Genomic DNA, 25,720 nt, shown 5'->3' with positions numbered 1-25,720 from the left:
GCGGCTCGTAATGCTTCCGGGCCTTGGGCCCGGTCAAAACCAGGCGCCTGGCGCCGTAAAAAACTCGGAGAAGCAAAATGCCCAAGATGAAGACCAAGTCTGCCGTGAAGAAGCGGTTCAAGGTGACCGCCACGGGCAGGGTCAAGGTGCAGGCCGCTGGCAAGCGCCACGGCATGATCAAGCGTTCCAAGAAGTTCATCCGCAATGCGCGGGGCACCATGGTGCTTTCCGATCCCGATACGAAGATCGTGAAGCAGTTCATGCCCTACAGCTTCTAAGACGCGGAATTTAGGAACAGTATAAGGAGATCATGCCATGGCACGCGTGAAGAGAGGCGTTACCGCCCACGCCAAGCACAAGAAGGTCCTGAAAGCCGCCAAGGGTTTCTACGGCCGCCGCAAGAACACCATTCGCATCGCCAAGCAGGCGGTCGAGAAGTCGCTGCAATATGCCTATCGTGACCGCAAGAATCGCAAGCGCAATTTCCGCGCTTTGTGGATTCAGCGCATCAACGCCGCCACGCGCGAGCACGGGCTGACCTATGGCCGCTTCATCGACGGCCTCAACAAGGCCGGTATCGAGATCGATCGCAAGGTTCTGGCCGACATGGCCGTGCATGAGCCGCAGGCTTTCGCCGCGCTCGTGGCCAAGTCCAAGGCCTCGCTCGAATATCTGAAGAACACCACTCCTAACGCGTTTGAGAGCGCTGTCGCTTAAGACCAGCGCTCCCGAGGCAAGAGGATCATTTTCGGGAACCCGCGCTGGCAGGGCTGGCGCGGGTTTTTCTTTAGGATCTGAAAGACGCATAAGAGACTTTTGAAATGACGAGCGGAGAAAGGATAGAGGAGGAGCTTCCCTCGCCGGCGGCGCAGGAGGCGCTGCTGCGTCTCCTGGTCCAAAGCGCTGGCCAGCGGATTTCCTCTGCGGTCCTTGACGGCCGCACGGTCTGGATCAAGCGTTACGATGCCGAGCCCCGGCCGATTGCAAAGCAGTTGCACGAGCTTTTCTCCCCCCTGATGCCGAAATCCTTCCTGCGCGCTTCCAGGCGTGTGGACCGCCGCGGAATGGCAGAGCGCGAAGTGCGCAAGATGCAGGCGTTCCGGGAAGCGGGCTTCGAGGTCCCCGCGCTTATTCATCGCGGGGAAACCGTAATCGTTCTGTCTCACGTTGCTGAAATCGTGCAGCACGAGCTGTTGCGGTTGCAACCGCTGGATCCGAAGGCGCATGACGAGCTTCTCGTGGGCGCAGCCGCTGCGCTTGCGCATGCCCACAGCGCCGGCCTTTGCCATGGCAGGCCGCACACGCGCGACATGTTCGTGAGCGCGGGACGTTGGGGCTTCGTGGATTTTGAGGAAGAACCGGAAACCGTGATGCCCTTGCGCGCTGCGCAGGCACGCGACATCTGGCTGCTTTTCATGCAGATTTCGGCCAGAGCCATCCTCGAAGACACGGAGGAGAGGGCATTTGCGGCCTATGTGGAAGCCGGCCCTACGGGGAGCCTGGAGCAGCTCGGCTCGCTCGTTCGCTTCTTCTCGCCTGTGTTGCCGCCACTTGCGATGCTGAAGAATGTGGCGCTTGGAAACGACCTGCGGCGCTTTCTCCAGGCAACCCGATTTTTGAAGCGCGCCCTGGGAGCCACGGGCGCGCACGCCAAAGCTTTGAATAGAATGCGGCTCGGCTCTGCCGAGGGGGTGAAGGAAGGACCATGAACGATCTGGACCAACTCGAAAAAAAGATCATGGATGAGATCGCCGAGGCAGGCGACGAGCAGACTGTGGAGGCCGTTCGCGTTGCAGCTTTGGGCAAGAAGGGCACGGTCTCGGAGAAGCTGAAGACGCTGGGCTCCATGTCGCCCGAAGAGCGGCAGGTTATGGGCCCCGCGATCAACGGGCTGAAGAACCGCGTTACCGAAGCGCTCGCCGCCCGCCGCGCGGAGCTGCGCGACATCGCCATTGCAGCAAGGCTGGAGCGCGAGAAGGTGGATGTCACCTTGCCGATGCCCCGCCCGCCGGCGGAGCGCGGCCGCATCCATCCTATTACGCAGGTGATTGACGAGATTGCAGCCATCTTCGGCGATCTCGGTTTTTCGATTGCCGAAGGGCCGGATATCGAGACGGATTATTACAACTTCACCGCGCTGAACTTCCCCGAGGGCCATCCGGCGCGGGAGATGCACGACACCTTCTTCTTCGAGCCGGACGAGAAGGGCGAGCGCAAGCTTTTGCGCACGCACACCTCGCCGGTGCAGATTCGCACCATGGAGGCGCAGAAGCCGCCGATCCGCATCGTGATTCCGGGCAAGACCTACCGGTCCGATTCGGATGCCACTCACACGCCCATGTTCCACCAGCTCGAAGGGCTGGTAATCGACAAGACGGCGAATGTCGCCAACATGAAGTGGGTGCTGACCGAATTCTGCAAAGCCTATTTCGAGGTGCCGTCGCTCAATATGCGCTTCCGTCCGAGCTTCTTCCCCTTCACCGAACCGAGCCTGGAGGTGGACATCCAATGCGACCGCTCCAAGCCCGGCGAGATCCGCTTTGGTGAAGGCAATGACTGGCTGGAGATTCTGGGCTGCGGCATGGTTCATTCCAACGTGCTGCGCCATGGCGGGCTCGATCCCGACGAGTACCAGGGTTTTGCCTGGGGCATGGGCATCGACCGCATCGCCATGCTGAAATATGGCATGCCCGACCTGCGCGCCTTCTTCGATGCCGACGTGCGCTGGCTCGAACATTACGGCTTCCGCCCGCTCGACCTGCCGACATTGTTCGGCGGGCTGAGCAGCTGATTTTTTCCAGGCAGGCTGACCAAAGATGAAATTCACACTCTCCTGGCTCAAGGATCACCTCGAGACCGAGGCCACGCTCGACGAGATCGTTGCAACACTCACGATGATCGGGCTCGAGGTCGAGTCCGTCGATGACAAGGCGGCGCTGAAGCCTTTTGTGATCGCCAAGGTGCTCACCGCCCAGCAGCATCCGGATGCCGACCGGCTGAAGGTGCTGACGGTCGACACTGGCGACGGCAAGCCCATTCAGGTGGTCTGCGGCGCACCGAATGCGCGTGCGGGTCTTGTCGGCGCCTTCGCTGCCCCCGGTACATATGTCCCCGGCATTGATGTCACGCTTTCGGTGGGGAAAATCCGCGGCGTGGAAAGCCACGGCATGATGTGCTCGGAGCGCGAGCTTAAGCTTTCCGACGAGCATGACGGCATCATCGACTTGCCGAACGATGCGCCGGTGGGTGAATCCTTCGCCAAATGGGCAAGGCTGGACGATCCGGTGATCGAGATTGGGCTCACGCCCAACCGGCCGGACTGCACGAGCGTCTACGGCATTGCACGCGACCTTGCCGCCGCCGGGCTGGGCAAGCTGAAGAGCGGCACGGTCGAGCCGGTGGCGGGGAAGGGCGCTTGCCCGGTCGATGTGAAGATCCTTGCGCCGGAACTTTGCCCCGGCTTCGCGCTCCGACTGGTGCGCGGCGTAAAGAACGGCCCGTCTCCCAAATGGCTGCAGCAGCGGCTGATAGCCATTGGCCTCAGGCCCATCAACACGCTGGTGGACATCACCAATTACATTACCTTCGATCGTGGCCGGCCTCTGCATGTCTTCGATGCCGTCAAGGTGAAGGGCAATCTCGTCATTCGCCGCGCTGAGGCAGGCGAGAAGGTGTTGGCTCTCGACGGGCGCGAATACGAGCTGAACCCGGAGGTCTGCGTCATTGCCGATGACAATGGCGTCGAATCCATTGCCGGCGTTATGGGCGGCGAACATTCCGGCTGCGACGAGAACACCACCGACGTGCTGATCGAGTCCGCCCTTTGGAACGCGCTCAATATCGCCCGCACGGGCCGTGATCTCGGCATCATCACCGATGCGCGTTACCGCTTCGAGCGCGGTGTGGACCCGGAATTCATGGTGCCGGGGCTGGAGCTTGCCACCCGCATGGTGATCGATCTCTGCGGCGGCGAAGCCTCCGAGGCGCGTGTCGTCGGCTACCGCGGTCATACGGCAAAGATCGTCACCTTCCCGACGAGCGAGGTGAAGCGCCTAACGGGTCTCGATGTCCCGGCTGATGAAAGCCTCTCCATCCTCTCCCGTCTCGGCTTCAAGCCGGAAGGTTCTGGCGATGTTGTTGAGGTCTCCGTTCCCTCCTGGCGGCCGGATATCGACGGCAAGGCCGATCTGGTCGAAGAGGTGATGCGCATCCACGGCGTGAACAGGATCGAGCCGCAGCCAATGATCGCCAAGGATGCGGTCGGCGGGCGCGTCCTTACCGCAGCGCAGATCCGCACGCGCCAGGCCAAGCGTGCGCTCGCCGTGCGCGGCATGATGGAGGCCGTCACCTGGTCCTTCATCCCGGAAGAGCACGCGCGGCTCTTCGCGGAGAACCGGAAGCTCATCAAGCTTGCCAACCCGATCGCCGCTGACATGTCCACCATGCGGCCTTCGCTGATGCCGGGCCTGATCGCGGCAGCGCAGCGCAATGCCGACCGCGGCTTCGCCGATGTTGCCCTGTTCGAGGTGTCCGCCGCCTATGAGGGCGACCAGCCGGAGGAGCAGCGCCGCGCTGCCGCCGGCCTGCGCCGTGGCACGGCGCGGCTTGACGCGCAGGGTCGTCATTGGTCGGGCAATACCGCGCCTGTCGACGTCTTCGCGGCCAAGGCCGATGCTTTTGCCGTGCTCGAAGCCTGCGGCGCACCCGTGGACAAGCTGCAGGTGGAAGCGGGCGGGCCGCACTGGTATCATCCCGGCCGGTCCGGCACGATCAAGCTCGGGCCGAAGAACATTCTCGGCACATTCGGCGAGTTCCACCCAAAGACGCTGGAGGAGATGGACGTGTCCGGCCCGCTCTGCGGCTTCGAGGTGTTCCTCGATGCGATCCCCGAGCCCAAGGCGCGAGCCACCCGCACCAAGCCGCGTCTCGACCTCTCGCCCTTCCAGGCGGTGAAGCGCGACTTCGCCTTCGTGGTCGACAAAACGGTCGAGGCGGGGACGCTCACCCGCGCGGCGGCGAGCGCCGACAAGAAGCTGGTTTCGGACGTGAATGTCTTCGACGTTTTCGAAGGTGCGGCTCTTGGCCCGGACAAAAAGTCGATCGCAATCGAGGTGACGATCCAGCCGATCGAGCGTACGCTGACGGATGAGGATTTCGAGGCGCTGGCGAACCGGATTGTCGAAAATGTCCGCAAGCAGACAGGTGGCGTGCTGAGAAGCTGAAACACCGGAAGGGAGGAAGGGCATGTTCCGTTGGGGTATTTTGTCTACGGCCAAGATCGGCCGCGAACATGTCATTCCTCAGCTTCTGGACGCGGAGAATGGCGTCGTCACCGCGATCGCCAGCCGCGACGAGGCGCGGGGGAAGGCTATCGCCGAGCGCTTCGGCATCCCCAATGCCTTCTCCTCCTATGAAGCGCTGCTTGCCTCGCCGGAGGTGGACGGCGTCTATATCCCTCTGCCCACCTCGCAGCATGTGGAGTGGGCGGTGAAAGCGGCCGATGCGGGCAAGCATGTGCTGGTGGAAAAGCCTCTCGCGCTCAAGGCCGAGGATATAGTCCGGGTGATCGAAGCGCGAGACCGCAACGGCGTTCTGATCTGCGAAGCTTTCATGGTGACCTACCATCCTCAGTGGAGGAAAGTGCGCGAGCTGATCGCCGAGGATGCCATCGGCCGGCTGCGCCATGTGCAGGGCGCGTTTACCTATCACAATGTCGACCCCTCCAATATGCGCAACCAGCTGGAGCTCGGCGGCGGCGGTCTGCCGGATATCGGTGTCTATCCCACCGTCACCACGCGATTCGTCACCGGGAAGGAGCCGGTCCGTATTCAGGCCTCGGTTGAGCGCGATCAAACCTTCGGCACAGATATCTATGCCAGCGTGAAGGCCGAGTTCGGAGGTTTCGAGATGAGCTTTTACGTGGCCACCCAGATGGCCGCGCGTCAGGTGATGGTCTTCCACGGCGATAAGGGCTTCATAGAGGTGGAGACGCCCTTCAATTCGCGCATCTACGGAGACGACCGCGTGACGCTGCACAACGCAAACCATGCGCAGTCCACCGTCTTCCGCTTCGGCGATACGCGGCAATACCGTCTTCAGGCGGAAGCCTTCGCCCGTGCCGTGGCAGGGGAAGATGTGCAGGTCTTCACCCTTGAGGATTCGCTTAGGAACCAGAGGGTGATTGATGCGATCTACCGCGCCGCGGCGCAAGACGGCTGGGAGACCGTCTGAACCTGGTGATGGCCCGTGAACAACGGGCAGAAGCTGTCTTGCACGAAAAAATTGCGGTTCTTATATACGCCGCATGTTTCGGAGCTGCGTTTTGTGACAGACGCGTCTCCGACAAATTTTAAATGAACAGGGGCTGTTGCCTGGAACGCCGGATGGGTCCTGACAGTCTGCTAAGCGGAGAAGAATAAATGGCAAAAGTTATCGGTATCGACCTCGGAACCACCAATTCCTGCGTCGCCGTGATGGATGGCAAGGACGCGAAGGTCATTGAGAATGCGGAAGGCGCGCGCACCACGCCTTCGATTGTCGCCTTCACCGATTCCGACGAGCGCCTCGTGGGTCAGCCGGCCAAGCGCCAGGCGGTGACCAATCCTGAAAACACCTTCTTCGCAATCAAGCGCCTTATTGGCCGCCGGTTCGAAGATCCGATGGTCGAGAAGGACAAGAAGCTTGTCCCCTATAAGATCGTAAAGGCCGACAATGGCGACGCCTGGGTCGAATCCCATGGCACGAAATATTCCCCCTCGCAGATTTCCGCGATGATCCTTCAGAAGATGAAGGAGACCGCCGAATCCTATCTCGGCGAGAAGGTCGAGAAAGCGGTCATCACCGTTCCCGCCTATTTTAACGACGCCCAGCGTCAGGCCACCAAGGATGCCGGCAAAATCGCGGGCCTTGAGGTGCTCCGCATCATCAATGAGCCGACAGCGGCCGCCCTTGCCTACGGCCTCGACAAGAAGGAAGGTAAGACCATCGCCGTCTACGACCTTGGCGGCGGCACCTTCGACATCTCGATCCTTGAGATCGGCGACGGCGTGTTCGAGGTGAAGTCGACCAACGGCGACACTTTCCTCGGCGGCGAGGATTTCGACATGCGGCTCGTCAATTACCTGGCCGACGAGTTCAAGAAGGAGCAGGGCATCGACCTGAAGAACGACAAGCTCGCCCTTCAGCGCCTGAAAGAGGCTGCTGAGAAGGCCAAGATCGAGCTGTCGTCCTCCTCGCAGACCGAAATCAACCTGCCCTTCATCACCGCCGATCAGACTGGGCCGAAGCACCTGGCGATCAAGCTCACCCGCGCCAAGTTCGAGAGCCTGGTGGAGGACCTCGTCACGCGCACGATCGAGCCTTGCAGGGCTGCGCTCAAGGACGCGGGCCTCTCCGCCGGCGAAATTGACGAAGTGGTGCTTGTGGGCGGCATGACGCGCATGCCCAAGGTGCAGGAGACGGTGAAGAACTTCTTCGGCAAGGAGCCGCACAAGGGCGTGAACCCGGACGAGGTGGTTGCCATGGGTGCTGCCATCCAGGCAGGCGTGCTCCAGGGCGATGTGAAGGACGTCCTGCTGCTCGATGTCACCCCGCTGTCGCTGGGCATCGAGACGCTGGGCGGTGTGTTCACGCGCCTCATCGACCGCAACACGACGATCCCGACCAAGAAGAGCCAGGTCTTCTCGACCGCCGAGGACAATCAGAACGCGGTGACGATCCGCGTCTTCCAGGGCGAGCGCGAGATGGCGGCCGACAACAAGCTGCTCGGCCAGTTCGACCTCGTGGGTATCCCGCCCGCACCGCGCGGCATGCCGCAGATCGAAGTGACCTTTGACATTGACGCCAACGGCATCGTCAACGTTTCGGCCAAGGACAAGGGCACCGGCAAGGAGCAGCAGATCCGCATCCAGGCTTCCGGTGGTCTCTCCGATGCCGAGATCGAGAAGATGGTGAAGGACGCCGAGGCCAATGCTGAAGCGGACAAGAAGCGCCGCGAGACGGTCGAGGTGAAGAATCAGGCCGAGGCGCTGATCCACTCCACCGAGAAATCGCTCAAGGACTACGGAGACAAGGTCTCCGAGGATGACCGTAAGGCAATCGAGAATGCGATTGCCGAGCTTAAGACCGCGACCGAAGGCGAAGATGCCGACGCGATCCGGGCCAAGACAACCGCGCTCGCGGAAGCTTCCATGAAGCTTGGCCAGGCCGTCTACGAGGCGAGCCAGGCGGAAAACGCTGCGGGCGGCACCGAGGAGACCGGCGGCGCGAAGGATGATGTGGTTGACGCCGATTTCGAAGAAATCGACGAGGACGACAAGAAGTCGGCCTGATCGGATCGCGGAACACGTCGAAGCCCGGGCGCATGCCCGGGCTTTTCTTTGCGCGCTGCAGAGGTGGCTCGTGGGTTGCTCGAGACGGTGAGTCCTTCGCTGCAACCCAACGATGAAAAGGCATACCGATATTGTACGGCTACACACACTGGCAAAATTCCGCGAACTATGGCATTCGCTGAGTAGAATAACTAAATACCGGGCACCGACCGGGGACTTTGCTGTGCCCTTGGAATAAACGCGGGATCTCTTGTATGAAGGCTGATTTTTACGAGACGCTCTGCGTGTCGAGAAACGCCGATGAAAAGGAACTGAAGAGCGCTTTCCGCAAGCTCGCCATGCAGTATCATCCCGATCGCAATCCGGGGGATATGGAGGCGGAAAAGAAGTTCAAGGAAATCAACGAGGCGTACGAAACCCTGCGCGATCCGCAAAAGCGCGCGGCCTATGACCGTTTCGGTCATGCAGCCTTCGAGCAAGGTATGGGCGCACGGGGCGGCTTCAATGGCGGCGGGTTCGCAGATATTTTCGAGGATATTTTCGGAGATATCATGGGTGGCGCGCGGCAGCGCCGTTCCGGCGGGCGCGAGCGCGGCGCTGATCTCCGCTATAATATGGAAATCACGCTTGAGGAGTCTTTTACCGGCAAGACCGCTCAGATCCGTGTTCCTACCGCGGTCACATGCGATGAATGCGCCGGTTCCGGCGCAAGGCCCGGTTCTTCTCCCGTGCAGTGCCCGATGTGCCACGGCGCCGGCCGTGTGCGTGCGTCGACCGGCGGCTTCTTCTCAATCGAGCGCACCTGCCCGCAATGCCAGGGCCGCGGGCAGATCATCGACGATCCATGCCGCAAGTGCTCCGGTCAGGGGCGCCTGACGGAAGAGCGTTCGCTGTCGGTCAATATTCCGGCAGGTATCGAGGACGGCACGCGCATCCGGCTTGCCGGCGAGGGCGAGGCGGGACTGCGCGGTGGACCGCCCGGTGACCTTTATATTTTCCTCTCTATCAAGCCGCACGAATTCTTTCAGCGCGATGGGGCGGACCTCTATTGCAAGGTCCCCATCTCCATGACGACGGCCGCGCTCGGCGGCTCTTTTGAGGTGACGACGCTCGACGGTACGCAGACACGCGTGAAAGTGCCCGAAGGAACGCAAAGCGGCCGCCAGTTCCGTTTGCGCGGCAAGGGCATGCCAGTGCTCCGCCAACCCCAGGTCGGCGATCTTTACATCCAGGTCGCCGTTGAAACGCCACAGAATCTCACCAGAAGACAAAGAGAGCTGCTTGAGGAGTTCGAAAAAATTTCCTCCGGCGAGAACAGTCCGCAATCGACGGGCTTTTTCGCGCGCATGAAGGACTTCTTCGAAACCTTCGGCGAATGATGGGTGGGCGGCTGTTGCTGGCAACCTGCCATTGGGATGGAAGGAGCCGAGGCGGCTCAAGGAGGATCCGGTATGGGAAGACCCTTTGACGTTCGCAAGGCGATCGTCTCACGCTTTGACGAGGAACTGCGCTTCTTTCGCGGCTGGATTGATAAGCCGAAGGCCGTGGGTTCGATCGTGCCCACGAGCGGCATTACCGCGCGGCGCATGGCCTCCATCGTTCGCCCCGAGCGCGAAGACCTGGTTTTGGAGCTCGGGCCAGGCACCGGTGTTATCACGCGTTCAATCCTGGAGCGTGGCGTAAAGCCGGAAAACCTCGTTTCGGTCGAATACTCTCTGGATTTCGTGGAAAAGCTGCGCGACGACTTCCCGCGCGTGAACATCGTCCATGGCGATGCTTTCGACCTCGATGCCACGCTCGCGCCCTGGAAGGGCCGCGTCTTCGACAGCGTGGTTTCCGCCATTCCGCTTCTCAATTTCCCCGTTGGAAAGCGCATCGAACTCATCGAGCGGCTGCTGGACCTGCTTCCTTCAGGCCGGCCGATCGTGCAGATCACCTACGGCGCGCTGTCGCCGGTGCCCGCCGGCCGAGGCAGCTATTCGGTCGAGCGGTTCGATTTTGTCATACGCAACATTCCGCCGGCGCATCTGTGGATCTACCGCCGCCACGCGCGCGCTTGACCTAAGCCCGATAACCGCCAAGATGGCACCGAACACGCGTCTTGAGGAGCGTTATGACGCCGCGAATACTGGTCTTTGCAGGATCCACGCGCGTCGGCGCCTATAGCGGGAAGACGGCCGACGCGGCCATGAAGGAGTTGGCGCTTCAGGGCGCCGATGTCACCCGCATTTCCCTGGCCGATTACCCCCTGCCGATTATGAATCAGGATCTGGAGCGGGAAAAGGGTGTGCCGGAAAATGCCGTAAAACTCGCCCACATGATAGGCGCACATGACGGGGTGCTCATCGCCACGCCTGAATACAATGGTTCGCTCCCGCCGCTACTCAAGAACACGATCGATTGGGTGAGCCGCGTGAAAGCGGATTCTCGGGGCCGCCCCTTTCGCGCCTTCAACGGTAAGCTCACCGCGCTCTGCTCTTCCTCCAATGGCATGTATGCCGGTATTCGCGCGATCAATCATCTGCGGGCCGTCCTTGTGCAGTGCCAGGCGGAGGTGATCTCTCCGCAATGCTCGGTGCCGCGCGGAGGCGATGCCTTCGACGAGAACGGTGACTTCCACGAGGATAGGCTTAGGAAGGCGATGACGACGGTCTGCCGCACGCTCATAGAGCACGCCCGGCTCCGTTCAATGCGCGTCGACCGGTGAGCGCGGGGATTGTCAGCCGCAAGCTCTTATGCGACTGGGAGCCGATGCAGATATTTCCGGGGAGCTAACGATGCCGGCTGACGAAATGCGCGGGCGCCTGATCGTCGGCCTCGACGTGCCGACCCTTGCAGAAGCCGAGAAGGTGGTAAGTGCCCTCGGCGATACGGTGTCCTTCTACAAGATCGGTTATCAGCTCGCTTTTGCGGGCGGGCTCGATTTCGCCGGCGACCTGATCCGATCCGGCCGGCAGGTCTTCCTGGACATGAAGCTGCTCGACATCGACAACACGGTGGCAAAGGGCGTGGAAAACATCGCCCGAATGGGCGTGGCGATGCTCACCTTGCACGCCTATCCCAAAGCGATGCGCGCCGCGGTGGCAGCCGCGGAAGGCTCCGGCCTGTGCCTGCTTGGGGTCACCGTCCTCACATCCATGGATGCGCAGGATCTGATCGATGCGGGTTACGAACACGACCCGCAGACACTGGTGCTGCGCCGTGCCGAGCAGGCGCGGGCGGCGGGCATGGGCGGCGTGGTCTGTTCGGCGGTCGAGGCCGCTTTGGTGCGCAGCGTGGTTGGTCCCGATATGGCGGTGGTAACGCCAGGCATCAGGCCCGCCGGTGCTGATCACGGCGACCAGAAGCGCGTTGTCACGCCCGCCGATGCGATTCGCGCCGGCGCCAGCCATCTCGTCGTCGCACGACCGATCGTCGCTGCGGATGATCCCAAATCCGCCGCCGAGGCCATTTTGCGGGAAATACATCGCGCTGTTGGAAACTAGCGAGAGGAGGACGGAATGCCCAAGGGTTACTGGATTGCCCATGTCGATGTGCGCGACCCCGAACGCTACAAGGATTACATTGCCGCGGCGAAGCCGGCTTTCGAAAAATATGGCGCAAGATTTCTGGCCCGCGGTGGCGCCTACGAAGCGGTTGAGGGAAGGGGCAGGGGGCGCAACGTGGTGATCGAGTTTCCTTCGCTCCAGCATGCGAAGGATTGCTACAACTCGCCTGAATACAAGATCGCGAAAGCCATACGCCAGGAAGTGGCCGATGCCGAATTGATCCTGGTGGAAGGATTCGACGGCTGATTGCGGCTCATCGCGGTTTCTTGAGCCGCCTGCCGAGATTTATTCCTTGATTCTGTTGCATCGCAGCAATACATTTTTCGTCGGATAAGTTCAGGAATCCAAGTATTTCAAGGCGGTGCGCACAAACACGACTCTATTGCGTTGCACCTAAATCGCGTACGCTGCCCAAAGCGCCCGCTGCCCGCCTGAGCATTCGCCGGAAAGGTCTGCGATGTATTATCAGCTTTACGAGCTTCATCACGCCGCGCTGCAGCCCGCACGCACCTATGCCGATGCGATCAGGCTCTTTTATTCCAATCCGCTGAATCCTGTCTCCAGCACCACATGGGGCCGGTCGATCGCCGCCGCCGCGGAGATGTTCGAGCGCACCACACGCCGTTATGGCAAGCCCGGATTCGGAATCACCTCCACGGTGGTGGATGGAAAGGAAGTTCGTGTGCAGGAGAAGGAGGTGTGGTCGAGGCCCTTTTGCCGTCTCCTACATTTCGAACGGCAACTGCCGGCCAGGCGAAAGCCGGATGTGAAGCTTCTGATGGTCGCGCCCATGTCGGGCCATTATGCGACATTGCTGCGCGGCACGGTGGAAGCCATGCTGCCGCACGCCGATGTCTATATCACCGACTGGATCGATGCCCGCATGGTGCCGCTTTCCTACGGTAATTTCGATCTCGACGATTATATCGACTACCTGATCGAAATGTTTCACCTGCTGGGGCCAGATGCGAGCGTGATGGCGGTTTGTCAGCCTTCCGTGCCGGTCCTTGCAGCCGTGGCGCTGATGGAGGCGCGTGGCGACCCCAATCTGCCGTCCTCCATGACGCTGATGGGCGGCCCCATCGATACCCGCAGGAACCCCACCGCCGTCAACCGCCTCGCGCAGGAGCACGGCATTGAGTGGTTTCGCGATAACGTCGTCATGTCGGTGCCGTGGCCCAATCCCGGCTTCATGCGCCCGGTCTATCCGGGTTTTCTTCAGCTCTCGGGCTTCATGAGCATGAATCTCGACCGCCACATCGTCGCGCATGAGGAGTTCTTCATGCATCTGGTGAAGGGAGATGGCGACTCCGCGGAGAAACACCGGGAATTTTACGACGAGTATCTGGCGGTGATGGATTTGACGGCGGAATTCTACCTGCAGACCGTCGACACCGTCTTCATCCGCCACGCGCTTCCCAAAGGAGAGATGACGCATCGCTCCGAACGAGTTGATCCCGCTTCCATACGATCCGTGGCCTTGCTCACCGTCGAGGGGGAGAATGATGACATTTCCGGGATCGGCCAGACCAAGGCCGCCCATGATCTCTGTGTCAACATTCCGTCAGGCAAGCGGCATCATCACCTCCAGCCTTCCGTCGGGCATTATGGCGTCTTCAATGGCTCGCGGTTTCGCAAGGAGATCCTTCCGCGCATCGTGCGGTTCGTGAATGAAAACCGTGGCGCATAAGCGACACCGCTGTTGAAAACCCGCTCCATAAGCGCGCGCCTTGGTAACCATAACGGGAAAACGAGTCATTTCTAATTGACAGCCCCCCCTTAAAGTTCCTTAACGTTCGATTAACGAGCATAAATAAATGGGGAGCGGCTTATGGCTGCTAAGCGGGCGGGTCTCGTCGCCGCGATAGGTGTTTTGCTGTCTACAGTCAGCGTAGGATCAAGTCCCGCTGTCGGTGCTGGGCTCATGGCTACCGGATCGGTGACGTCGCAACCCATCGGGCATTACGAGTTTTGTCAGGCCAACCCAAAGGAGTGTTCCGTTCGCTCGCGCGATAGGGGGCCGCTTCTCATGAACGATGCGCTGATGAAAAAGATATCAGCCATCAATATCGCCGTGAACCGGGCGGTTAAGCCGCGCAACGACATTGATATTTACGGCAAGGAAGAAGTCTGGGTCTATCCGGCAAAGGGCGAAGGCGATTGCGAGGACTATGTCCTTGAAAAGCGGCGCAAACTGCATGCGGCAGGCGTTTCCTTTTCCAACCTGCTCATTACGGTCGTCCGCAAGCCTGACGGGGAAGGGCATGCTGTTCTGACGGTGCGCACGGATCGCGGTGATCTCATCCTTGATAACCTCAGCGACGAAGTGAAGCTGTGGAGCCACACGTCCTACCTGTTTCTGAAGCGGCAGGCGACCACCAACACCGGACAGTGGGTGAGCCTTCGTAACGAGAACAATCTTCTCGTCGGTGCTGTGAACAAATAATCCGCATAGGTACTGGGCCTCAGAGCAATCGCGCTGCTTCGGCTCCGGTTGAGATCTCCGCTGCAGATCCCTGCACCTGCGGTCAAAAACCGGGCCGGTGATGAAATGCAAGGGGCGTTGATTCAATAGTCGCGTGGCTGCTGCAGCCACCGAGCCATCAGTCCGGCGGGGGAGTGGCCGAATCCGCGAGAATCTCGTCACTCGTGCTCAAAGTAATTCTTCGATGCGGATGCTCGCCCTTCGCCGCCTGAAAGATGGCGTGCGCGAGCTGAGCACTGAGCGCCCGCGCGAGTACCCGTTCCACCTCCTCACGGCCGCCGTCATGCCAGAGCTCGATCCGGTAAGGAAGCTCTTCGGGAGTGTTGTTCGGGACGGACGTCCGGGACATCGGTAAAGTTCTGCCTAGACGCTGTTGAGGACTAGGGACGGGGCTGCGCCGCAACTCAGATCCTCCGGTTCCGGGAGTGAGCAGGAAGGACATGCCGAAGCATATTCGGCGAAGAAACGGCGGAATTGCGCGCGGCCCTCAAGGGATTGGGCCAGGATCGCCCGCGATAGCATCGAAAATGCTCGGGAGTGGTCCACACTTCGCCGCGCTTTTCTCCCATTCAGGAACGATCTTGGCTCCAATGCAGCCTCCGCAGTCCAAGTCCTGACAGCCCTCTAATGCGCGGGGCCGTTCCACCTTGAGACGATGCTGTTCTTGTGGCGCAATGTAATGTAGCGGTCCGGATGCTCACGGGTAGCGGCGAAATAAGCCGCATAGCCGATGCTGGCGTTAGCGGTCACCGCAAGCACCTGAACCACCGCTTGTTTTGCTGCGTCCCAGAGCTCCACTCTATAAGGCAGGTCCTCACGCTCCGCCGCGTCGTGGTCCGGCGCGACAGGATCTTTCGATCCATCCTGCTCGTCCCCATCGGAAGAGAAGCTGAAGGGAGTGCTCGCGACCTCCAGGTTATAGGCGAGCGCAGTTTGATAGCTGGCCATCGATCCGTGACTATTGAACAAAACCGGCCCTACCTTCGTGCGTCCAGTCGATCCTGTACTTCACGCAGGCACCCAATCCGCTCTTAGGGGGTTGGAGTACTGTTGTCTACGGTTTGCTTGCAACACTTCTTCCTAAATTTATGCGCAGCTTGAAAAAGAAGTCGGCAATAGGAATGTCTTGTTGCGCGCAAGCCTATTGTCGGCCCTTGAGTTCTGTGCGTCTTCTCGCTAGATGTCGCTTACCAGACCGGGCCCCTCTGGCAGCTTCTTTCGGGCTGTGATGTCGGACTGGAAGTCCAAATCGGGTGGCCCGATATTCATGGAGCTCCATCGACATTGATGTAAAGGTTCGCCCAGGCAGCACGATTACTGCATGAGCGGCAATGTCGAGTTCCGCGAATCGGGGCGCCCTCGTCAACATTGGGTGCTAAATGAGCGAAATGTTCAGCGCGGAAGTTCTGTCCGCTTTCCTCCAAGTTATAATGATCGATCTGGTTCTGGCCGGTGACAACGCCATCGTCATCGGCCTGGCCGCAGCCGGCCTGCCGAAGGAGCAGCGCGCCAGAGCCATCCTTATCGGCATCATCGCCGCTACCTTGCTGCGTATCGGCTTTGCCGCCGTCACGACGCAGCTTTTGCAGATTGTCGGTCTTCTGCTGGCCGGTGGTATCCTGCTTTTGTGGGTCTGCTGGAAAATGTGGCGCGAGCTGCGAGCCAACCACGCGCAGGAGGAGGAGGGCGCGGAAGCGCTGGAAGGCAAGGATCTGAATGCGGACGGGACGATCGCCGGCGGTGCGCCGCGCAAGACGTTTGCGCAAGCGGCCTGGCAGATCGTCATAGCGGACGTCTCGATGTCCCTCGACAACGTGCTCGCCGTCGCAGGTGCGGCCCGTGAGCATCCATATGTGCTTGTTTTCGGCCTGGCTCTTTCGATTGCGCTGATGGGCATTGCTGCTTCATTCATCGCCCGGCTTCTGCAAAAGCACCGCTGGATTGCCTATGTGGGCCTTCTGGTCATCCTCTATGTCGCGCTGGAGATGATCTACCGCGGCGGCGTCGAGGTGTTCGGCTACGTGAACGGCTGAACGGTTGGGGCGGCGCGAAAGCGCCGCCCCTCCGCGATGAGGTCGGGCACACCGGCTGCGGCATGGCGGGAAAGAGTAAAGCTTTTGACCTCTTGAGGTGTGCGGCTCGGTATGGCGGAAACGAGTTCGCCTACCGGGCAAATCGGCGCGGTGATCTAGCAGGGAGCATCGCGAACGCTTTGCAGCGGCTATCCGCGACCAGGAAAAGCAGCAATTTCCGACAAAAAGAAAAGGCTGAAACGAAGCCGCTTCAGCCTTCACGTTGCAAAAGCCATGCCCATTATGCGGGCATTTTTATTAAGGCGCTCAGTAGCCCCGTGGGCAGGCGGCCGTGTAGCGGCGGCCATATTCGTCGCGATAGATGCACTGATTCGAACCCTCGGCCGCGCGTCCAACCAGGGCGCCCGCAATAGCGCCAACTGCGCCGCCGATCACCGCGCCTTCCACCTCGTTGCCCGCAACTGCCGCGCCGACTGCCGCGCCGCCGAGGCCGCCAATCGCTGCGCCCTGCTGGGTGGGAGTACATGCTGCAGCGGCAAGAAGGAACGGAATCACAACAATGAGCTTTTTCATGGGGTCTCTCCAAAATGGCATTGCACCGGCACAATTCGCCACGCGGCAATTCGTTCCGGGTTCTCTACGCGCGCGATGGTTGACGCTCCTTTGTGTCGCGTCAAGCACTTCTCTGGAAATAGGGTAGATGAACCGGTAAGAGTTGCATCCCGGAAATCACCGAATTCATCGCCTGCCGGCCGGAATCCTCTCATCCTTTTATGCCCTCCCGCAGCCCGGCCGAGCGCGCGCCCGTCTCGTCGAGATATTGCCGATAGCTCACGCAGCGCACGTCAGGCATCACGCAAATCTCTTCCGCGAAGCGCTCCAGCGCCTGCCAATAGGCGCCATTGTTCATGAGCGTGAAATGAAAACCGAGCTGGAGCGGAATGCGATCTCCCTCGTATTCATGGTCAAAAGCGGAGCGGAACGCATCGAAGGCCCTCTCGGCGAAGAACGAAGCTTCGCTCGGCCGTTCAAATCCGCCTGAATGACGGACATATAAATTGTAGTCCATTGCGATCACTCGCCTTTTTGCCGGACCCTCCGGGATGAGGGGAAGGGAAAATCGGGTAAGACCGCCCTGCTTTAGCGGCTTTGCCGGCCCGCGCGAGACGGTGCTTGCGTCATAGGCGAACCCGCTTTGGGCCAGCGCGGCCGAAAGCGCCGGGCCGATTGAGAGATAGGGCGCGCGGAAGCCCTTGATGCCGTTTTCGGCGAAATCCCGCCATCCATCCGGTTCACCCGCAATCGAGTTAATCGTCCAGGCGTCCTGCAGGATCGAGCGGAACTGGCCGAACTCCTTGTTCCAGTCGGAAGCGCTCCATTTCCCGCCGTCGAAGTGCCCGCAGCCGTGGCTCGCGATCTCGTGCCCTTCCTGGCGTGCCGCCCATATTTGCCTGAGCCGCGCCTCCACATCGCCGCGAGAGGGCGCAAATCCGATGTTCGACCGGCCCGATTTCATGCCGGGCGGGTGGTAGAGGCCTTTCGTTTCCGGTGAAAGAAGATAGACGCAGGAAAGAAAGTAGGTGAAATGGGCGCCGGTGCGCTCGCCCAGCGCGCGGCTCCTTTCCCACTGCGTAATGAAAGAGGCGCTGTCGAAGGAGATGATCACATATTGCGGCTGGCGTGGGGGATCTTCGGCAAGGGCGGGAAAAGAAGCCAAGAAAAGCGCAAGCGCGCTGAGACGTGCGAAGAACAGCATACCGAAACCATGATCAAACAACCCACTTTGTCGGTATGAAGCAATTATGGCGAGGTGTAGACTTGCGCGGCTTGGTGCACAGCTTTGTTGAGCGCGGAACAGCGGCAATGCCTGCCCGGCCAAGGTGTCGAAACGGGAGGAAGCGGATAACCGATGCTCCCGTCTTGTCAGCCATGGCGTGACCGGCTGAAGGGAAACATACGAGCTCTGCGAGGGTGTTCAGCCTGCAAAACCCGTTGGGCAAGTGCGGGTGATTTCTTTCGCCCCCTTCCATGTGTGTGAAATTCGGTTAAAAGCCTGGGCGGGGCCAAGGCCGGGATAAAGGTTTAAATGTCCGACAACAGTTTCATTCGCGAAGTCAACGAGGAGCTTCGCCAAGACCAGATGAGGGTGCTGTGGCGCCGCTATGGGCCGATCGCAATCGGCCTGGCGGCGTTGCTTGTGCTCGGCATGGCCGCCTGGGTGGCGTATGATCACTGGTGGACCTCGCGCGCCAATGAGTCGGGCGATCGCTTCGCGCAGGCGCTCGAGCTTGCCGAAGAGGGAAACAGCCAGGAAGCGCTCCAGCTTCTGGAGGAATTGGAAAACTCGGGCGCAGGCGCCTATCCGGTGCTGGCGCGCCTCCGGGCGGCGACGACGCTGGCAGACAGCGACGATATCGACGGCGCCATCACCAAGTTTGACGAAGTTGCCAACGACGCGGCCGTTCCTGCTGCGATCCGCGATGTAGCGCGTCTGCGCGCTGCGCTGCTCCTCGTCGACCATGGTTCCTATGCCGACGTGGCCGCGCGCGTAGAAACGCTTTCCGCCGATACAAACCCCATGCGTCACATCGCCCGCGAGACGATGGCATTGGCCGCATGGAAGGAAGGTAACCGCGAAAATGCTCTTTCGCTCTTCGGCGAGATTGCGGATGATGAGCAGGCGCCTGCCGGGGCTCGTCAACGCGCGGAGATGATGATGGATCTGATCTCCGGCACCGCCACCGGCGAAGCTGGATAGTATCATGCCTTTCAAGGTCGCCATTGTCGGCCGGCCCAATGTCGGCAAGTCGACCCTCTTCAACAGGCTGGTGGGCCGCCGGATCGCGCTTGTCGACGATACGCCGGGCGTGACCCGCGACCGTCGGGTGCATTCCGCCCGTCTCCTCGACCTGCGTTTCGATGTCATAGACACTGCCGGCCTCGAAGAGGCGGCAGCGCCCACCCTGGCCGGGCGTATGCGCGCGCAGACCGAAACCGCCATCGACGAAGCTGATCTCGTTCTATTCATGATCGATGCGCGGGCCGGGCTGATGCCCGATGACCGCGCCTTTGCCGAGGTGGTGCGCCGCAAAGGCAAGCCCGTGGTCCTGGTCGCCAACAAGACGGATGTTCGGGGAACGGATGCTGGCGTGCTTGAGGCCTTTGCCCTGGGTTTGGGCGACCCTGTCGCCGTTTCCGCCGAGCATGGCCAGGGCATGGTCGAGCTGCGCGACGCTATTGCTGAATTTGCCGGTCAGGCAGAAGAAGAGGAGAGGGTCACGGAGGAGGAGACCGTGCTGATCGGTGAGGACATCGATCCCGATTCCGAGGAGGCCCGGTACGATCCCACCAAGCCCATTCGCATTGCGGTGGTCGGCCGCCCCAACGTGGGCAAATCGACACTCATCAACGCGTTGATCGGCGAGGAACGCCTGCTGACCGGACCGGAGGCCGGGATCACCCGCGACTCGATTTCCGTCGACTGGCATTGGCGCGGCAGGGAAATAAAGCTGTTTGATACCGCCGGGATGCGGCGCAAGGCACGCGTGCAGGAAAAGCTCGAAAAGCTTTCCGTGGGCGAGAGCCTGCGCGCCATCCGCTTCGCCGAGGTGGTTATCATCGTTTTCGACGCGACCATGCCCTTCGAGAAGCAAGATCTCCAGATCGCGGATCTGATCGTGCGCGAGGGCAGGGCGCCTGTGATCGCCTTCAATAAATGGGATTTGATCGAGAACCGGCAGGAAAAGCTTGCCGAGCTGCGTGAGAAGACGGACCGGCTGCTTCCTCAGGCGCGCGGTCTTCGGTCGGTCCCCATCTCGGCGGAAACCGGCCGCGGTCTCGATCAGTTGCTGGAAGCAGCGGTAAGCACCCATGTGGTCTGGAACCGGCGTGTGCCGACCGGCCCGTTGAACCGTTGGTTGGAAGCCGCGTCGACGCAGCATCCGCCGCCGGCCGTTTCAGGCAGGCGGTTGAAGGTGAAATATATGACGCAGGTGAAGACGAGACCGCCAGGCTTCGTGCTTTCCTGCTCCCGCCCCGAGGCCATGCCGCAGTCCTATATCCGCTATCTCGTGAATGGCCTGCGCGAAAGCTTCGACATTTTCGGCGTGCCAATCAGAATTTCGCTCCGCGCATCCGAAAATCCCTATGCCGGAAAAGCGCGCAAGCGGACTTAGCAACCCAATGCCCTTTTCGGCCTAACGCTGCAGCCTCATCTCAACCGGCGGGCCGTTCCGGATCGTCTGGTAGACGACGCAGTAGCGCTCGGTGAGCTTTAGAAGCTGATCGAGCTTTTCCTGGGGCGCCTCGGTGTCGAGATCGAAGGTGAGCCTTATTTGCGCAAAACCCACCGGCGCGTCCTTCGCCACTCCCAAAGTGCCGCGGAAGTCGAGGTCGCCTTCTGCCGAAACGCTGCCTGAACGAATGGGTATTTCCAGCGCCGTTGCTACGGCCTTGAGTGTCACGCCGGCGCATGCCACGAGTGCTTCCAGCAGCATGTCGCCGGAGCAAAGCTCCATCCCCGAGCCGCCGGTTGCCGGATGGAGGCCCGCGACCGCTAGCGCCCGGCCGGTCTCCACCTTGCAAGCGATATTCTGATCGTCGAGGCTGCCACGGGCGCTCAGCGTTATGGTGGCGGACTGAGGATCGGACCGGTAGCGGTCCTTTATCGGCGCCTGAATGGCGCGCAGCGTATCGGCATCCATGGTGGTCTCCTCCCCTCTGCTTAAAAAAAGCATACGCCTGCGAGAGGGAACGGGGGAGGGGATTATGGCGGCCGGAGTGTAAATCGCTCTGTCTCCCCGATGAAGCACCCGTCTATGATCGGCGCATCCAGTCGCTCCGGCAGCGGAGCCGGAATTGTGCTCCGATCGGCCACGGGCTCTCTCCGCGTTAACCGGTGATCAAGGTTAACGAAATAGTCTCGGATTAATCGGCGTTTTAGTTTCGAGAGGGGTCCGAGTGTTTGCGTCAGGTGTAGGGCGGCGTATGGCGCCGGGGCAGAAACGCTCTCGTTTTCCTTCCATTGCATTGGGCATCGGCTTTTTGCTCGGCTTCCCAACGGTCGGCGCCTATCAGGACATGGTGAGCCTGGTTGCTGGACAGGATATTCAAGCGCGTTGGACGGCGGTGGTGGAGCGTTCCGTCGCTGGGTCCGTCCACAAAGCCGAGATGCCGTTCCTGAACCCGGATGCACCGGCCGCGGCTGTTTCGGGCGCAGGGCGCCTCACGCCCGGCATTGGCGAGGTCGCATTTCGCACAGGCGGCAAGGCGGCTGAGGGATCGGACGAGAAGAATATCAATCGTCAGGCCAAGCATGGGCGTTTGGTGAAAACCTTGCCCATGGCCCCTCCACGCCTTTTCAATGCGGGCACGATTTTCGAGCAGACGAGCCTGCTCAAGGCTGAGCCGCTCGGCGAAACCCTGATGGCTTTTGTCGATCCCGACATCAAGGGCAAGGAGGTTCAAATCGCCTCCGCCTTCTATATCAAGAAGAAGCAGGACCTTGGCCTTCTCCCCGCCATAGCCGAACTCGTCAACAACGAGGAGGGCGATATCCTTGCAAGCGCCTATGCGCCGGCAGAGCCGGATTATGCGCGGGCATCACCCTTCGCCAGCATCTTGCGGGACGAGAACGCGGGCCGCTTCATCCCGCCTGTCCCGCAAAGCGATCACCCTTGGGCGCGGACGCCCCTGCCGCCGGATGTCTTTTCGGAGCGGGAGCAGCAGTGCCTGACGGCCGGCGTTTATTTCGAGGCGCGTGGCGAGCCGGTGCGCGGCCAGGCGGCCGTGGCCCAGGTCATTTTGAACCGCGTGCGCAATCCCACCTATCCGAACAGCATCTGCGGCGTCGTTTATCAGAACGAGAAATGGCGCAACCGCTGCCAGTTTTCCTTCGCCTGCGATGGCATAAAGGACCGGGTTGCAAGCCCGAAGCACTGGCAGATGGCCAAGGACGTGGCATTGGCGGTTACTGCTGGCAGGATTTGGCTTGAAGAGGTTGGCACTGCCACCCATTATCACGCCACCTATGTGCACCCGCGCTGGGCCAATTTCATGGAGCGCACGAAGAAGATCGGGCAGCACATTTTCTACCGGACCTATGGCGGCGGCTGGGATTGAAAGGCCTCATGGCTGCCCATTCCGGGCGCCGAAATCCGTGATTCCGCCGCCCGACAGGCTCCTGATCGGCAAGACGCTTTGTCGCACCGCATTAATTCATTGATTTTATGGGCGAAAAACCCAGGCCTTCTATGCTGCTGCGCGGCTTGACTGCTTGATGCCCTCTCACTATGTTGCGCGCGACTTCGAGGCGGGTATCCGCAGGCCGCGAAGCGGCGTGGAGGCTCTGATGGCCAATCGGGAAAAGCCGGACGATCTGGAGCGGCGGCGGCGTGATCTCGAGGCGGCGTTGGCTGCGCGCAGGCCGGAAGAGCCGAGCGACGGGGGGAGCGCGAAGACGGGCGGTGCGGGCGGCTATGCGAATGCGCTGAGACTTTCCAGCGAGTTCATCGCCGGCATCGTGGTTGGAGCGGGCCTCGGCTGGTTCATCGACAGGACTGCCGGCACTGCGCCTTGGGGAATGATCATTTTCCTGCTCCTGGGTTTTGGAGCGGGAGTTCTTAACGTCCTGCGCTCGGCAGGGCTTATGGCTGAATTCGGATCGAAGGCGCCCAATAAGGGTGACGCCGGTCCGGGGGAAAAGAAGTAGGCGGCGTTTCGGCCGCGTGTAGAGGACGAGGGGAGCCAAGTGGCCACAGACCCGATCCACCAATTTCAGATCTCGAAGTTGATTCCGATCGAGATCGGCGGCCTTGATTTCTCCTTCACCAATTCCTCCCTTTTCATGGTCGCCACAGTGGCGGCGGCGGGTGCGTTCCTTTATCTCACCACGTCGAGCCGCGGCCTGGTTCCGAGCCGGATGCAGTCCGTCTCGGAAATGTCCTACGAATTCGTGGCTTCAATGCTGCGTGACGCTGCGGGAAGCCACGGAATGCGGTTCTTCCCGTTCGTCTTCTCGCTATTCATGTTCGTGCTGGTCGCGAACCTGCTCGGTCTGTTTCCTTATTTCTTCACGGTCACGAGCCATATCGTCGTCACCTTCGCGCTGGCGCTCCTCGTTATTGGAACCGTGCTCGTCTACGGCTTTTGGAAACATGGCTTTGGGTTCCTGAAGCTGTTTGTGCCGGAGGGCGTTCCAGGTGTGCTTCTGCCTCTGGTGGTGCTCATCGAGGTGATTTCCTTCCTGTCGCGCCCCATCAGTCTCTCCGTTCGTCTCTTCGCGAACATGCTGGCGGGCCACATCACGCTCAAGGTTTTCGCCGGCTTTGTCACTTCTCTTGGCGCGCTGGGTGTCGCCGGCGCCGCTGGCGCGGTTCTGCCGCTTGCCATGACGGTTGCGCTCACCGGCCTCGAGCTTCTGGTGGCTTTCCTGCAGGCCTATGTTTTCGCAGTGCTCACCTGCATGTACCTGAACGACGCCTTGCACCCGGGCCACTAAGGCACCGGGGCTTGTGCCCGGCAAAACAGATCCAATCCATAAGGAGTTTAAAATGGAAGCAGAAGCAGCAAAGTTCATCGGTGCGGGCATCGCCTGCCTCGGCATGGGTGGCGCCGGCATCGGTCTCGGCCACATCTTCGGCAATTACCTGGCGGGCGCGCTGCGCAATCCGTCGGCTGCCGACGGCCAGTTCGGCCGCCTCATCTTCGGCTTCGCGGTGACGGAAGCTCTGGGCATCTTTTCGCTGCTCGTGGCACTGCTTCTCCTCTACGCTGTCTAAGCGCGATAAACGTGCCTGAACCGGCCGCCTCCGCGCGGCCGGCTTCGCTGATTTGAAGGGGTAAGCCATGTTCGTGGCACCTGCATTCGCACAGGAGGCGGATCACACCGCCGGCGAAACACATACAGAGACGGGTGTAGCGGAAGGCGGCCACGAAGGCGGCTTTCCTCCTTTCCTCGTCGAGACCTATCCTTCGCAGCTCCTTTGGCTGGCGATCACTTTCGGGCTCTTCTATCTTTTCCTGAAGCGCGTGGTCCTGCCGCGAATTGCCGGCATTCTGGAGGTGCGGAGCGACCGCATCGCTCAGGATCTCGATCAGGCCGCCCGCATGAAGGAAGACGCCGACGCAGCCGTGGCTGCCTACGAGCAGGAATTGGCGGAGGCCCGCAAGAAGGCTGCGGCAATCGCCCAGGAAGCGCGTGACACCGCCAAGGCGGAAGCCGCTGCCGAGCGCCGTAAGGTGGAATCCGGGCTGGACTCCAAGCTCAAGGAAGCCGAAGCCCGCATCGCCTTGATCAAGGATACGGCGCTTTCCGATGTCGGCACGATCGCCGAGGAAACCGCCGCCGCCATTGTTCAGGAACTCGTCGGCGGCAAGGTCGACAAGGCATCGCTCTCGGCGGCTGTCAAAGCCGTCCAGCAGCAGTAGGAGAAGCGCATGGACGCAACTTTTTGGGCCCTGGTCGCGCTGATCATTTTTGTCGGCATTCTGCTTTATATGAAGGTGCCGGGGATGCTGGCAGGCTCGCTCGATGCCCGCGCTGAGCGGATCAAGAACGAGCTTGAGGAGGCCCGCCGGCTGCGTGAGGAAGCCCAGCAACTGCTGGCAGAATATCAGCGCAAGCGCCGTGAAGCTGAGCAGGAGGCGAAGGAACTCGTCGACGCAGCAAAGCGCGAGGCGAAGCTCATCGTATCCGATGCCAAGGTCAAGACCGAGGAATATGTTTCCCGCCGTACGGCGCTGGCCGAGCAGAAGATCGCGCAGGCCGAACGGGATGCGGTCAACGAGGTGCGTTCGCGCGCCGTCGATGTCGCTGTCGCCGCTGCGGGCAAGCTGTTGGCCGAGAAGATCGATACCAAAACCGGCAGCGAGCTGTTCAAGGCGTCCTTGCAGGACGTCAAGACACGGCTGAACTAAGCCGACCTTTGAATTTGAGCGTTTAGAATGCCGCCTTCGGGCGGCATTTTTATTGCCCGTTTCTCAGAGTGCAAAAGAGCGTTCTGGAATGCAATACCGGCGCAAACGGTTCCGGCGGTCTCCGTTGTGTCTAAACGCTATTTTCAAAGCAACTCAAACTTGGAAAGAAATATCTGGCAAACCACCCCGGAGAGCTTTCCTTCCTCGCAACGGTGCTGGCGCACGACCTCACGCGCCATAAGCAGGTCACATATCTCTTCAACGACGACTCATTCGACGTAGCCTTTCACCTGGTGTTTTCCGGCAGGCAGGCACATGACGCGTATCAAGTCTCCGACGCGCATGTGAACCACTTCATCCCGGAGACCAATCGGATTTGGTTGAAGATCCGCGTTTTCGATTCTGTCG

The 25,720-nt window shown here is 60.8% G+C and carries 28 protein-coding genes; 23 read left to right on the top strand and 5 right to left on the bottom strand.

The window, feature by feature from the left end; all coding sequences use genetic code 11:
- Positions 1-77 precede the first annotated feature (77 nt).
- The 14 genes from rpmI to GNP00_RS04385 all read left to right on the top strand — a co-directional run bounded on the left by rpmI (position 78) and on the right by GNP00_RS04385 (position 14,324).
- On the top strand, positions 78-278 hold the full coding sequence (gene rpmI, locus GNP00_RS04450; protein WP_011580016.1) for a 50S ribosomal protein L35: 201 nt from the start codon (positions 78-80) through the stop codon (positions 276-278).
- A 37-nt stretch (positions 279-315) separates the two neighbouring features.
- Positions 316-717 (top strand): 50S ribosomal protein L20, encoded by a 402-nt coding sequence (gene rplT / locus GNP00_RS04445; protein ID WP_011580017.1) that lies wholly within the window; start codon positions 316-318, stop codon positions 715-717.
- Positions 718-821: 104 nt separating this feature from the next.
- Positions 822-1,709 carry an RIO1 family regulatory kinase/ATPase domain-containing protein gene (locus tag GNP00_RS04440; RefSeq protein ID WP_011580018.1) on the top strand — a complete coding sequence of 296 codons (888 nt, stop codon included), beginning with the start codon at positions 822-824 and terminating at the stop codon, positions 1,707-1,709.
- Positions 1,706-2,791 (top strand): phenylalanine--tRNA ligase subunit alpha, encoded by a 1,086-nt coding sequence (pheS, locus tag GNP00_RS04435; protein ID WP_011580019.1) that lies wholly within the window; start codon positions 1,706-1,708, stop codon positions 2,789-2,791. The genes GNP00_RS04440 and pheS overlap by 4 nt, the downstream gene beginning before the upstream one ends.
- Before the next feature lie 25 nt (positions 2,792-2,816).
- Positions 2,817-5,222, top strand: coding sequence for a phenylalanine--tRNA ligase subunit beta (gene pheT / locus GNP00_RS04430; protein ID WP_011580020.1), 2,406 nt, complete (start codon positions 2,817-2,819; stop codon positions 5,220-5,222).
- A 22-nt stretch (positions 5,223-5,244) separates the two neighbouring features.
- Positions 5,245-6,231 carry a Gfo/Idh/MocA family protein gene (locus GNP00_RS04425; protein ID WP_011580021.1) on the top strand — a complete coding sequence of 329 codons (987 nt, stop codon included), beginning with the start codon at positions 5,245-5,247 and terminating at the stop codon, positions 6,229-6,231.
- 188 nt (positions 6,232-6,419) lie between these two features.
- Positions 6,420-8,330: a molecular chaperone DnaK gene (dnaK, locus tag GNP00_RS04420; RefSeq protein ID WP_011580022.1), complete on the top strand. Its 1,911-nt coding sequence runs from the start codon at positions 6,420-6,422 to the stop codon at positions 8,328-8,330.
- A 254-nt stretch (positions 8,331-8,584) separates the two neighbouring features.
- Positions 8,585-9,709 (top strand): molecular chaperone DnaJ, encoded by a 1,125-nt coding sequence (gene dnaJ, locus GNP00_RS04415; RefSeq protein ID WP_011580023.1) that lies wholly within the window; start codon positions 8,585-8,587, stop codon positions 9,707-9,709.
- A gap of 72 nt (positions 9,710-9,781) precedes the next feature.
- Complete coding sequence (gene pmtA / locus GNP00_RS04410; protein WP_011580024.1) at positions 9,782-10,390, top strand: phospholipid N-methyltransferase PmtA; 609 nt, start codon at positions 9,782-9,784, stop codon at positions 10,388-10,390.
- A 53-nt stretch (positions 10,391-10,443) separates the two neighbouring features.
- A complete protein-coding gene (locus GNP00_RS04405) occupies positions 10,444-11,037 on the top strand; it encodes an NADPH-dependent FMN reductase (protein ID WP_011580025.1) in 594 nt (197 codons plus the stop codon).
- A gap of 70 nt (positions 11,038-11,107) precedes the next feature.
- Positions 11,108-11,815 (top strand): orotidine-5'-phosphate decarboxylase, encoded by a 708-nt coding sequence (gene pyrF, locus GNP00_RS04400; RefSeq protein ID WP_166015732.1) that lies wholly within the window; start codon positions 11,108-11,110, stop codon positions 11,813-11,815.
- Positions 11,816-11,830: 15 nt separating this feature from the next.
- A complete protein-coding gene (locus GNP00_RS04395) occupies positions 11,831-12,124 on the top strand; it encodes a DUF1330 domain-containing protein (protein WP_011580027.1) in 294 nt (97 codons plus the stop codon).
- 211 nt (positions 12,125-12,335) lie between these two features.
- On the top strand, positions 12,336-13,568 hold the full coding sequence (locus GNP00_RS04390; protein ID WP_011580028.1) for a polyhydroxyalkanoate depolymerase: 1,233 nt from the start codon (positions 12,336-12,338) through the stop codon (positions 13,566-13,568).
- A 141-nt stretch (positions 13,569-13,709) separates the two neighbouring features.
- Positions 13,710-14,324: a transglutaminase-like cysteine peptidase gene (locus GNP00_RS04385; RefSeq protein ID WP_011580029.1), complete on the top strand. Its 615-nt coding sequence runs from the start codon at positions 13,710-13,712 to the stop codon at positions 14,322-14,324.
- Positions 14,325-14,481: 157 nt separating this feature from the next.
- On the opposite strand, the gene GNP00_RS04380 is transcribed toward GNP00_RS04385, so the two are convergent.
- Together GNP00_RS04380 and GNP00_RS04375 are read right to left on the bottom strand one after the other, a co-directional pair.
- Positions 14,482-14,712: a hypothetical protein gene (locus GNP00_RS04380; RefSeq protein WP_041544487.1), complete on the bottom strand. Its 231-nt coding sequence runs from the start codon at positions 14,710-14,712 to the stop codon at positions 14,482-14,484.
- A gap of 275 nt (positions 14,713-14,987) precedes the next feature.
- Positions 14,988-15,311 carry a hypothetical protein gene (locus GNP00_RS04375; protein ID WP_157038017.1) on the bottom strand — a complete coding sequence of 108 codons (324 nt, stop codon included), beginning with the start codon at positions 15,309-15,311 and terminating at the stop codon, positions 14,988-14,990.
- A 431-nt stretch (positions 15,312-15,742) separates the two neighbouring features.
- Between GNP00_RS04375 and GNP00_RS04370 the strand changes: the two genes are divergently transcribed.
- The gene (locus GNP00_RS04370) at positions 15,743-16,396 is read left to right on the top strand and encodes a TerC family protein (protein ID WP_011580031.1); all 654 of its coding nucleotides are present in this window, start codon (positions 15,743-15,745) and stop codon (positions 16,394-16,396) included.
- 306 nt (positions 16,397-16,702) lie between these two features.
- Here GNP00_RS04370 and GNP00_RS04365 read toward each other — a convergent pair whose 3' ends face one another.
- Positions 16,703-16,969 (bottom strand): YMGG-like glycine zipper-containing protein, encoded by a 267-nt coding sequence (locus tag GNP00_RS04365; RefSeq protein ID WP_011580032.1) that lies wholly within the window; start codon positions 16,967-16,969, stop codon positions 16,703-16,705.
- A 190-nt stretch (positions 16,970-17,159) separates the two neighbouring features.
- Entirely contained in the window at positions 17,160-18,152 is a 993-nt protein-coding gene (locus GNP00_RS04360) for a polysaccharide deacetylase family protein (RefSeq protein ID WP_011580033.1), read from the bottom strand.
- A 330-nt stretch (positions 18,153-18,482) separates the two neighbouring features.
- Between GNP00_RS04360 and GNP00_RS04355 the strand changes: the two genes are divergently transcribed.
- A complete protein-coding gene (locus tag GNP00_RS04355; RefSeq protein WP_011580034.1) occupies positions 18,483-19,154 on the top strand; it encodes a tetratricopeptide repeat protein in 672 nt (223 codons plus the stop codon).
- A 4-nt stretch (positions 19,155-19,158) separates the two neighbouring features.
- Entirely contained in the window at positions 19,159-20,571 is a 1,413-nt protein-coding gene (gene der / locus GNP00_RS04350; RefSeq protein WP_011580035.1) for a ribosome biogenesis GTPase Der, read from the top strand.
- Positions 20,572-20,592: 21 nt separating this feature from the next.
- Here der and GNP00_RS04345 read toward each other — a convergent pair whose 3' ends face one another.
- Positions 20,593-21,099 (bottom strand): OsmC family protein, encoded by a 507-nt coding sequence (locus tag GNP00_RS04345; protein ID WP_011580036.1) that lies wholly within the window; start codon positions 21,097-21,099, stop codon positions 20,593-20,595.
- A 283-nt stretch (positions 21,100-21,382) separates the two neighbouring features.
- Between GNP00_RS04345 and GNP00_RS04340 the strand changes: the two genes are divergently transcribed.
- The 6 genes from GNP00_RS04340 to GNP00_RS04315 all read left to right on the top strand — a co-directional run bounded on the left by GNP00_RS04340 (position 21,383) and on the right by GNP00_RS04315 (position 25,312).
- Positions 21,383-22,516 carry a cell wall hydrolase gene (locus GNP00_RS04340; RefSeq protein WP_166015730.1) on the top strand — a complete coding sequence of 378 codons (1,134 nt, stop codon included), beginning with the start codon at positions 21,383-21,385 and terminating at the stop codon, positions 22,514-22,516.
- Positions 22,517-22,745: 229 nt separating this feature from the next.
- Positions 22,746-23,105 carry an AtpZ/AtpI family protein gene (locus tag GNP00_RS04335; RefSeq protein ID WP_049764650.1) on the top strand — a complete coding sequence of 120 codons (360 nt, stop codon included), beginning with the start codon at positions 22,746-22,748 and terminating at the stop codon, positions 23,103-23,105.
- Between the two features lie 39 nt (positions 23,106-23,144).
- Positions 23,145-23,894 carry a F0F1 ATP synthase subunit A gene (locus GNP00_RS04330; protein WP_011580039.1) on the top strand — a complete coding sequence of 250 codons (750 nt, stop codon included), beginning with the start codon at positions 23,145-23,147 and terminating at the stop codon, positions 23,892-23,894.
- A gap of 52 nt (positions 23,895-23,946) precedes the next feature.
- The gene (locus GNP00_RS04325; protein ID WP_011580040.1) at positions 23,947-24,174 is read left to right on the top strand and encodes a F0F1 ATP synthase subunit C; all 228 of its coding nucleotides are present in this window, start codon (positions 23,947-23,949) and stop codon (positions 24,172-24,174) included.
- 67 nt (positions 24,175-24,241) lie between these two features.
- Positions 24,242-24,823 carry a F0F1 ATP synthase subunit B gene (locus tag GNP00_RS04320; RefSeq protein WP_011580041.1) on the top strand — a complete coding sequence of 194 codons (582 nt, stop codon included), beginning with the start codon at positions 24,242-24,244 and terminating at the stop codon, positions 24,821-24,823.
- A gap of 9 nt (positions 24,824-24,832) precedes the next feature.
- Positions 24,833-25,312, top strand: coding sequence for a F0F1 ATP synthase subunit B (locus GNP00_RS04315; protein ID WP_011580042.1), 480 nt, complete (start codon positions 24,833-24,835; stop codon positions 25,310-25,312).
- The last annotated feature ends 408 nt before the right edge of the window (positions 25,313-25,720 follow it).

The sequence above is a fragment of the Chelativorans multitrophicus genome, assembly GCF_011317445.1.
Lineage (GTDB): Bacteria > Pseudomonadota > Alphaproteobacteria > Rhizobiales > Rhizobiaceae > Chelativorans > Chelativorans multitrophicus.
This window is presented reverse-complemented; position numbering and strand designations above follow the sequence as displayed.

Coding starts and splice junctions, on each gene's coding strand:
- GNP00_RS04380 (WP_041544487.1), bottom strand. CDS start 14,712: ATGTCCCGGACGTCCGTCCCGAACAACACTCCCGAAGAGCTTCCTTAC.
- GNP00_RS04365 (WP_011580032.1), bottom strand. CDS start 16,969: ATGAAAAAGCTCATTGTTGTGATTCCGTTCCTTCTTGCCGCTGCAGCA.
- GNP00_RS04440 (WP_011580018.1), top strand. CDS start 822: ATGACGAGCGGAGAAAGGATAGAGGAGGAGCTTCCCTCGCCGGCGGCG.
- dnaJ (WP_011580023.1), top strand. CDS start 8,585: ATGAAGGCTGATTTTTACGAGACGCTCTGCGTGTCGAGAAACGCCGAT.
- GNP00_RS04360 (WP_011580033.1), bottom strand. CDS start 18,152: ATGCTGTTCTTCGCACGTCTCAGCGCGCTTGCGCTTTTCTTGGCTTCT.
- GNP00_RS04385 (WP_011580029.1), top strand. CDS start 13,710: ATGGCTGCTAAGCGGGCGGGTCTCGTCGCCGCGATAGGTGTTTTGCTG.
- GNP00_RS04405 (WP_011580025.1), top strand. CDS start 10,444: ATGACGCCGCGAATACTGGTCTTTGCAGGATCCACGCGCGTCGGCGCC.
- GNP00_RS04325 (WP_011580040.1), top strand. CDS start 23,947: ATGGAAGCAGAAGCAGCAAAGTTCATCGGTGCGGGCATCGCCTGCCTC.
- GNP00_RS04355 (WP_011580034.1), top strand. CDS start 18,483: ATGTCCGACAACAGTTTCATTCGCGAAGTCAACGAGGAGCTTCGCCAA.
- GNP00_RS04335 (WP_049764650.1), top strand. CDS start 22,746: ATGGCCAATCGGGAAAAGCCGGACGATCTGGAGCGGCGGCGGCGTGAT.
- der (WP_011580035.1), top strand. CDS start 19,159: ATGCCTTTCAAGGTCGCCATTGTCGGCCGGCCCAATGTCGGCAAGTCG.
- pheT (WP_011580020.1), top strand. CDS start 2,817: ATGAAATTCACACTCTCCTGGCTCAAGGATCACCTCGAGACCGAGGCC.
- rplT (WP_011580017.1), top strand. CDS start 316: ATGGCACGCGTGAAGAGAGGCGTTACCGCCCACGCCAAGCACAAGAAG.
- pheS (WP_011580019.1), top strand. CDS start 1,706: ATGAACGATCTGGACCAACTCGAAAAAAAGATCATGGATGAGATCGCC.
- GNP00_RS04375 (WP_157038017.1), bottom strand. CDS start 15,311: ATGGCCAGCTATCAAACTGCGCTCGCCTATAACCTGGAGGTCGCGAGC.
- GNP00_RS04390 (WP_011580028.1), top strand. CDS start 12,336: ATGTATTATCAGCTTTACGAGCTTCATCACGCCGCGCTGCAGCCCGCA.
- pmtA (WP_011580024.1), top strand. CDS start 9,782: ATGGGAAGACCCTTTGACGTTCGCAAGGCGATCGTCTCACGCTTTGAC.
- GNP00_RS04345 (WP_011580036.1), bottom strand. CDS start 21,099: ATGGATGCCGATACGCTGCGCGCCATTCAGGCGCCGATAAAGGACCGC.
- GNP00_RS04425 (WP_011580021.1), top strand. CDS start 5,245: ATGTTCCGTTGGGGTATTTTGTCTACGGCCAAGATCGGCCGCGAACAT.
- GNP00_RS04320 (WP_011580041.1), top strand. CDS start 24,242: ATGTTCGTGGCACCTGCATTCGCACAGGAGGCGGATCACACCGCCGGC.
- pyrF (WP_166015732.1), top strand. CDS start 11,108: ATGCCGGCTGACGAAATGCGCGGGCGCCTGATCGTCGGCCTCGACGTG.
- GNP00_RS04395 (WP_011580027.1), top strand. CDS start 11,831: ATGCCCAAGGGTTACTGGATTGCCCATGTCGATGTGCGCGACCCCGAA.
- GNP00_RS04340 (WP_166015730.1), top strand. CDS start 21,383: ATGGCGCCGGGGCAGAAACGCTCTCGTTTTCCTTCCATTGCATTGGGC.
- dnaK (WP_011580022.1), top strand. CDS start 6,420: ATGGCAAAAGTTATCGGTATCGACCTCGGAACCACCAATTCCTGCGTC.
- rpmI (WP_011580016.1), top strand. CDS start 78: ATGCCCAAGATGAAGACCAAGTCTGCCGTGAAGAAGCGGTTCAAGGTG.
- GNP00_RS04370 (WP_011580031.1), top strand. CDS start 15,743: ATGAGCGAAATGTTCAGCGCGGAAGTTCTGTCCGCTTTCCTCCAAGTT.
- GNP00_RS04315 (WP_011580042.1), top strand. CDS start 24,833: ATGGACGCAACTTTTTGGGCCCTGGTCGCGCTGATCATTTTTGTCGGC.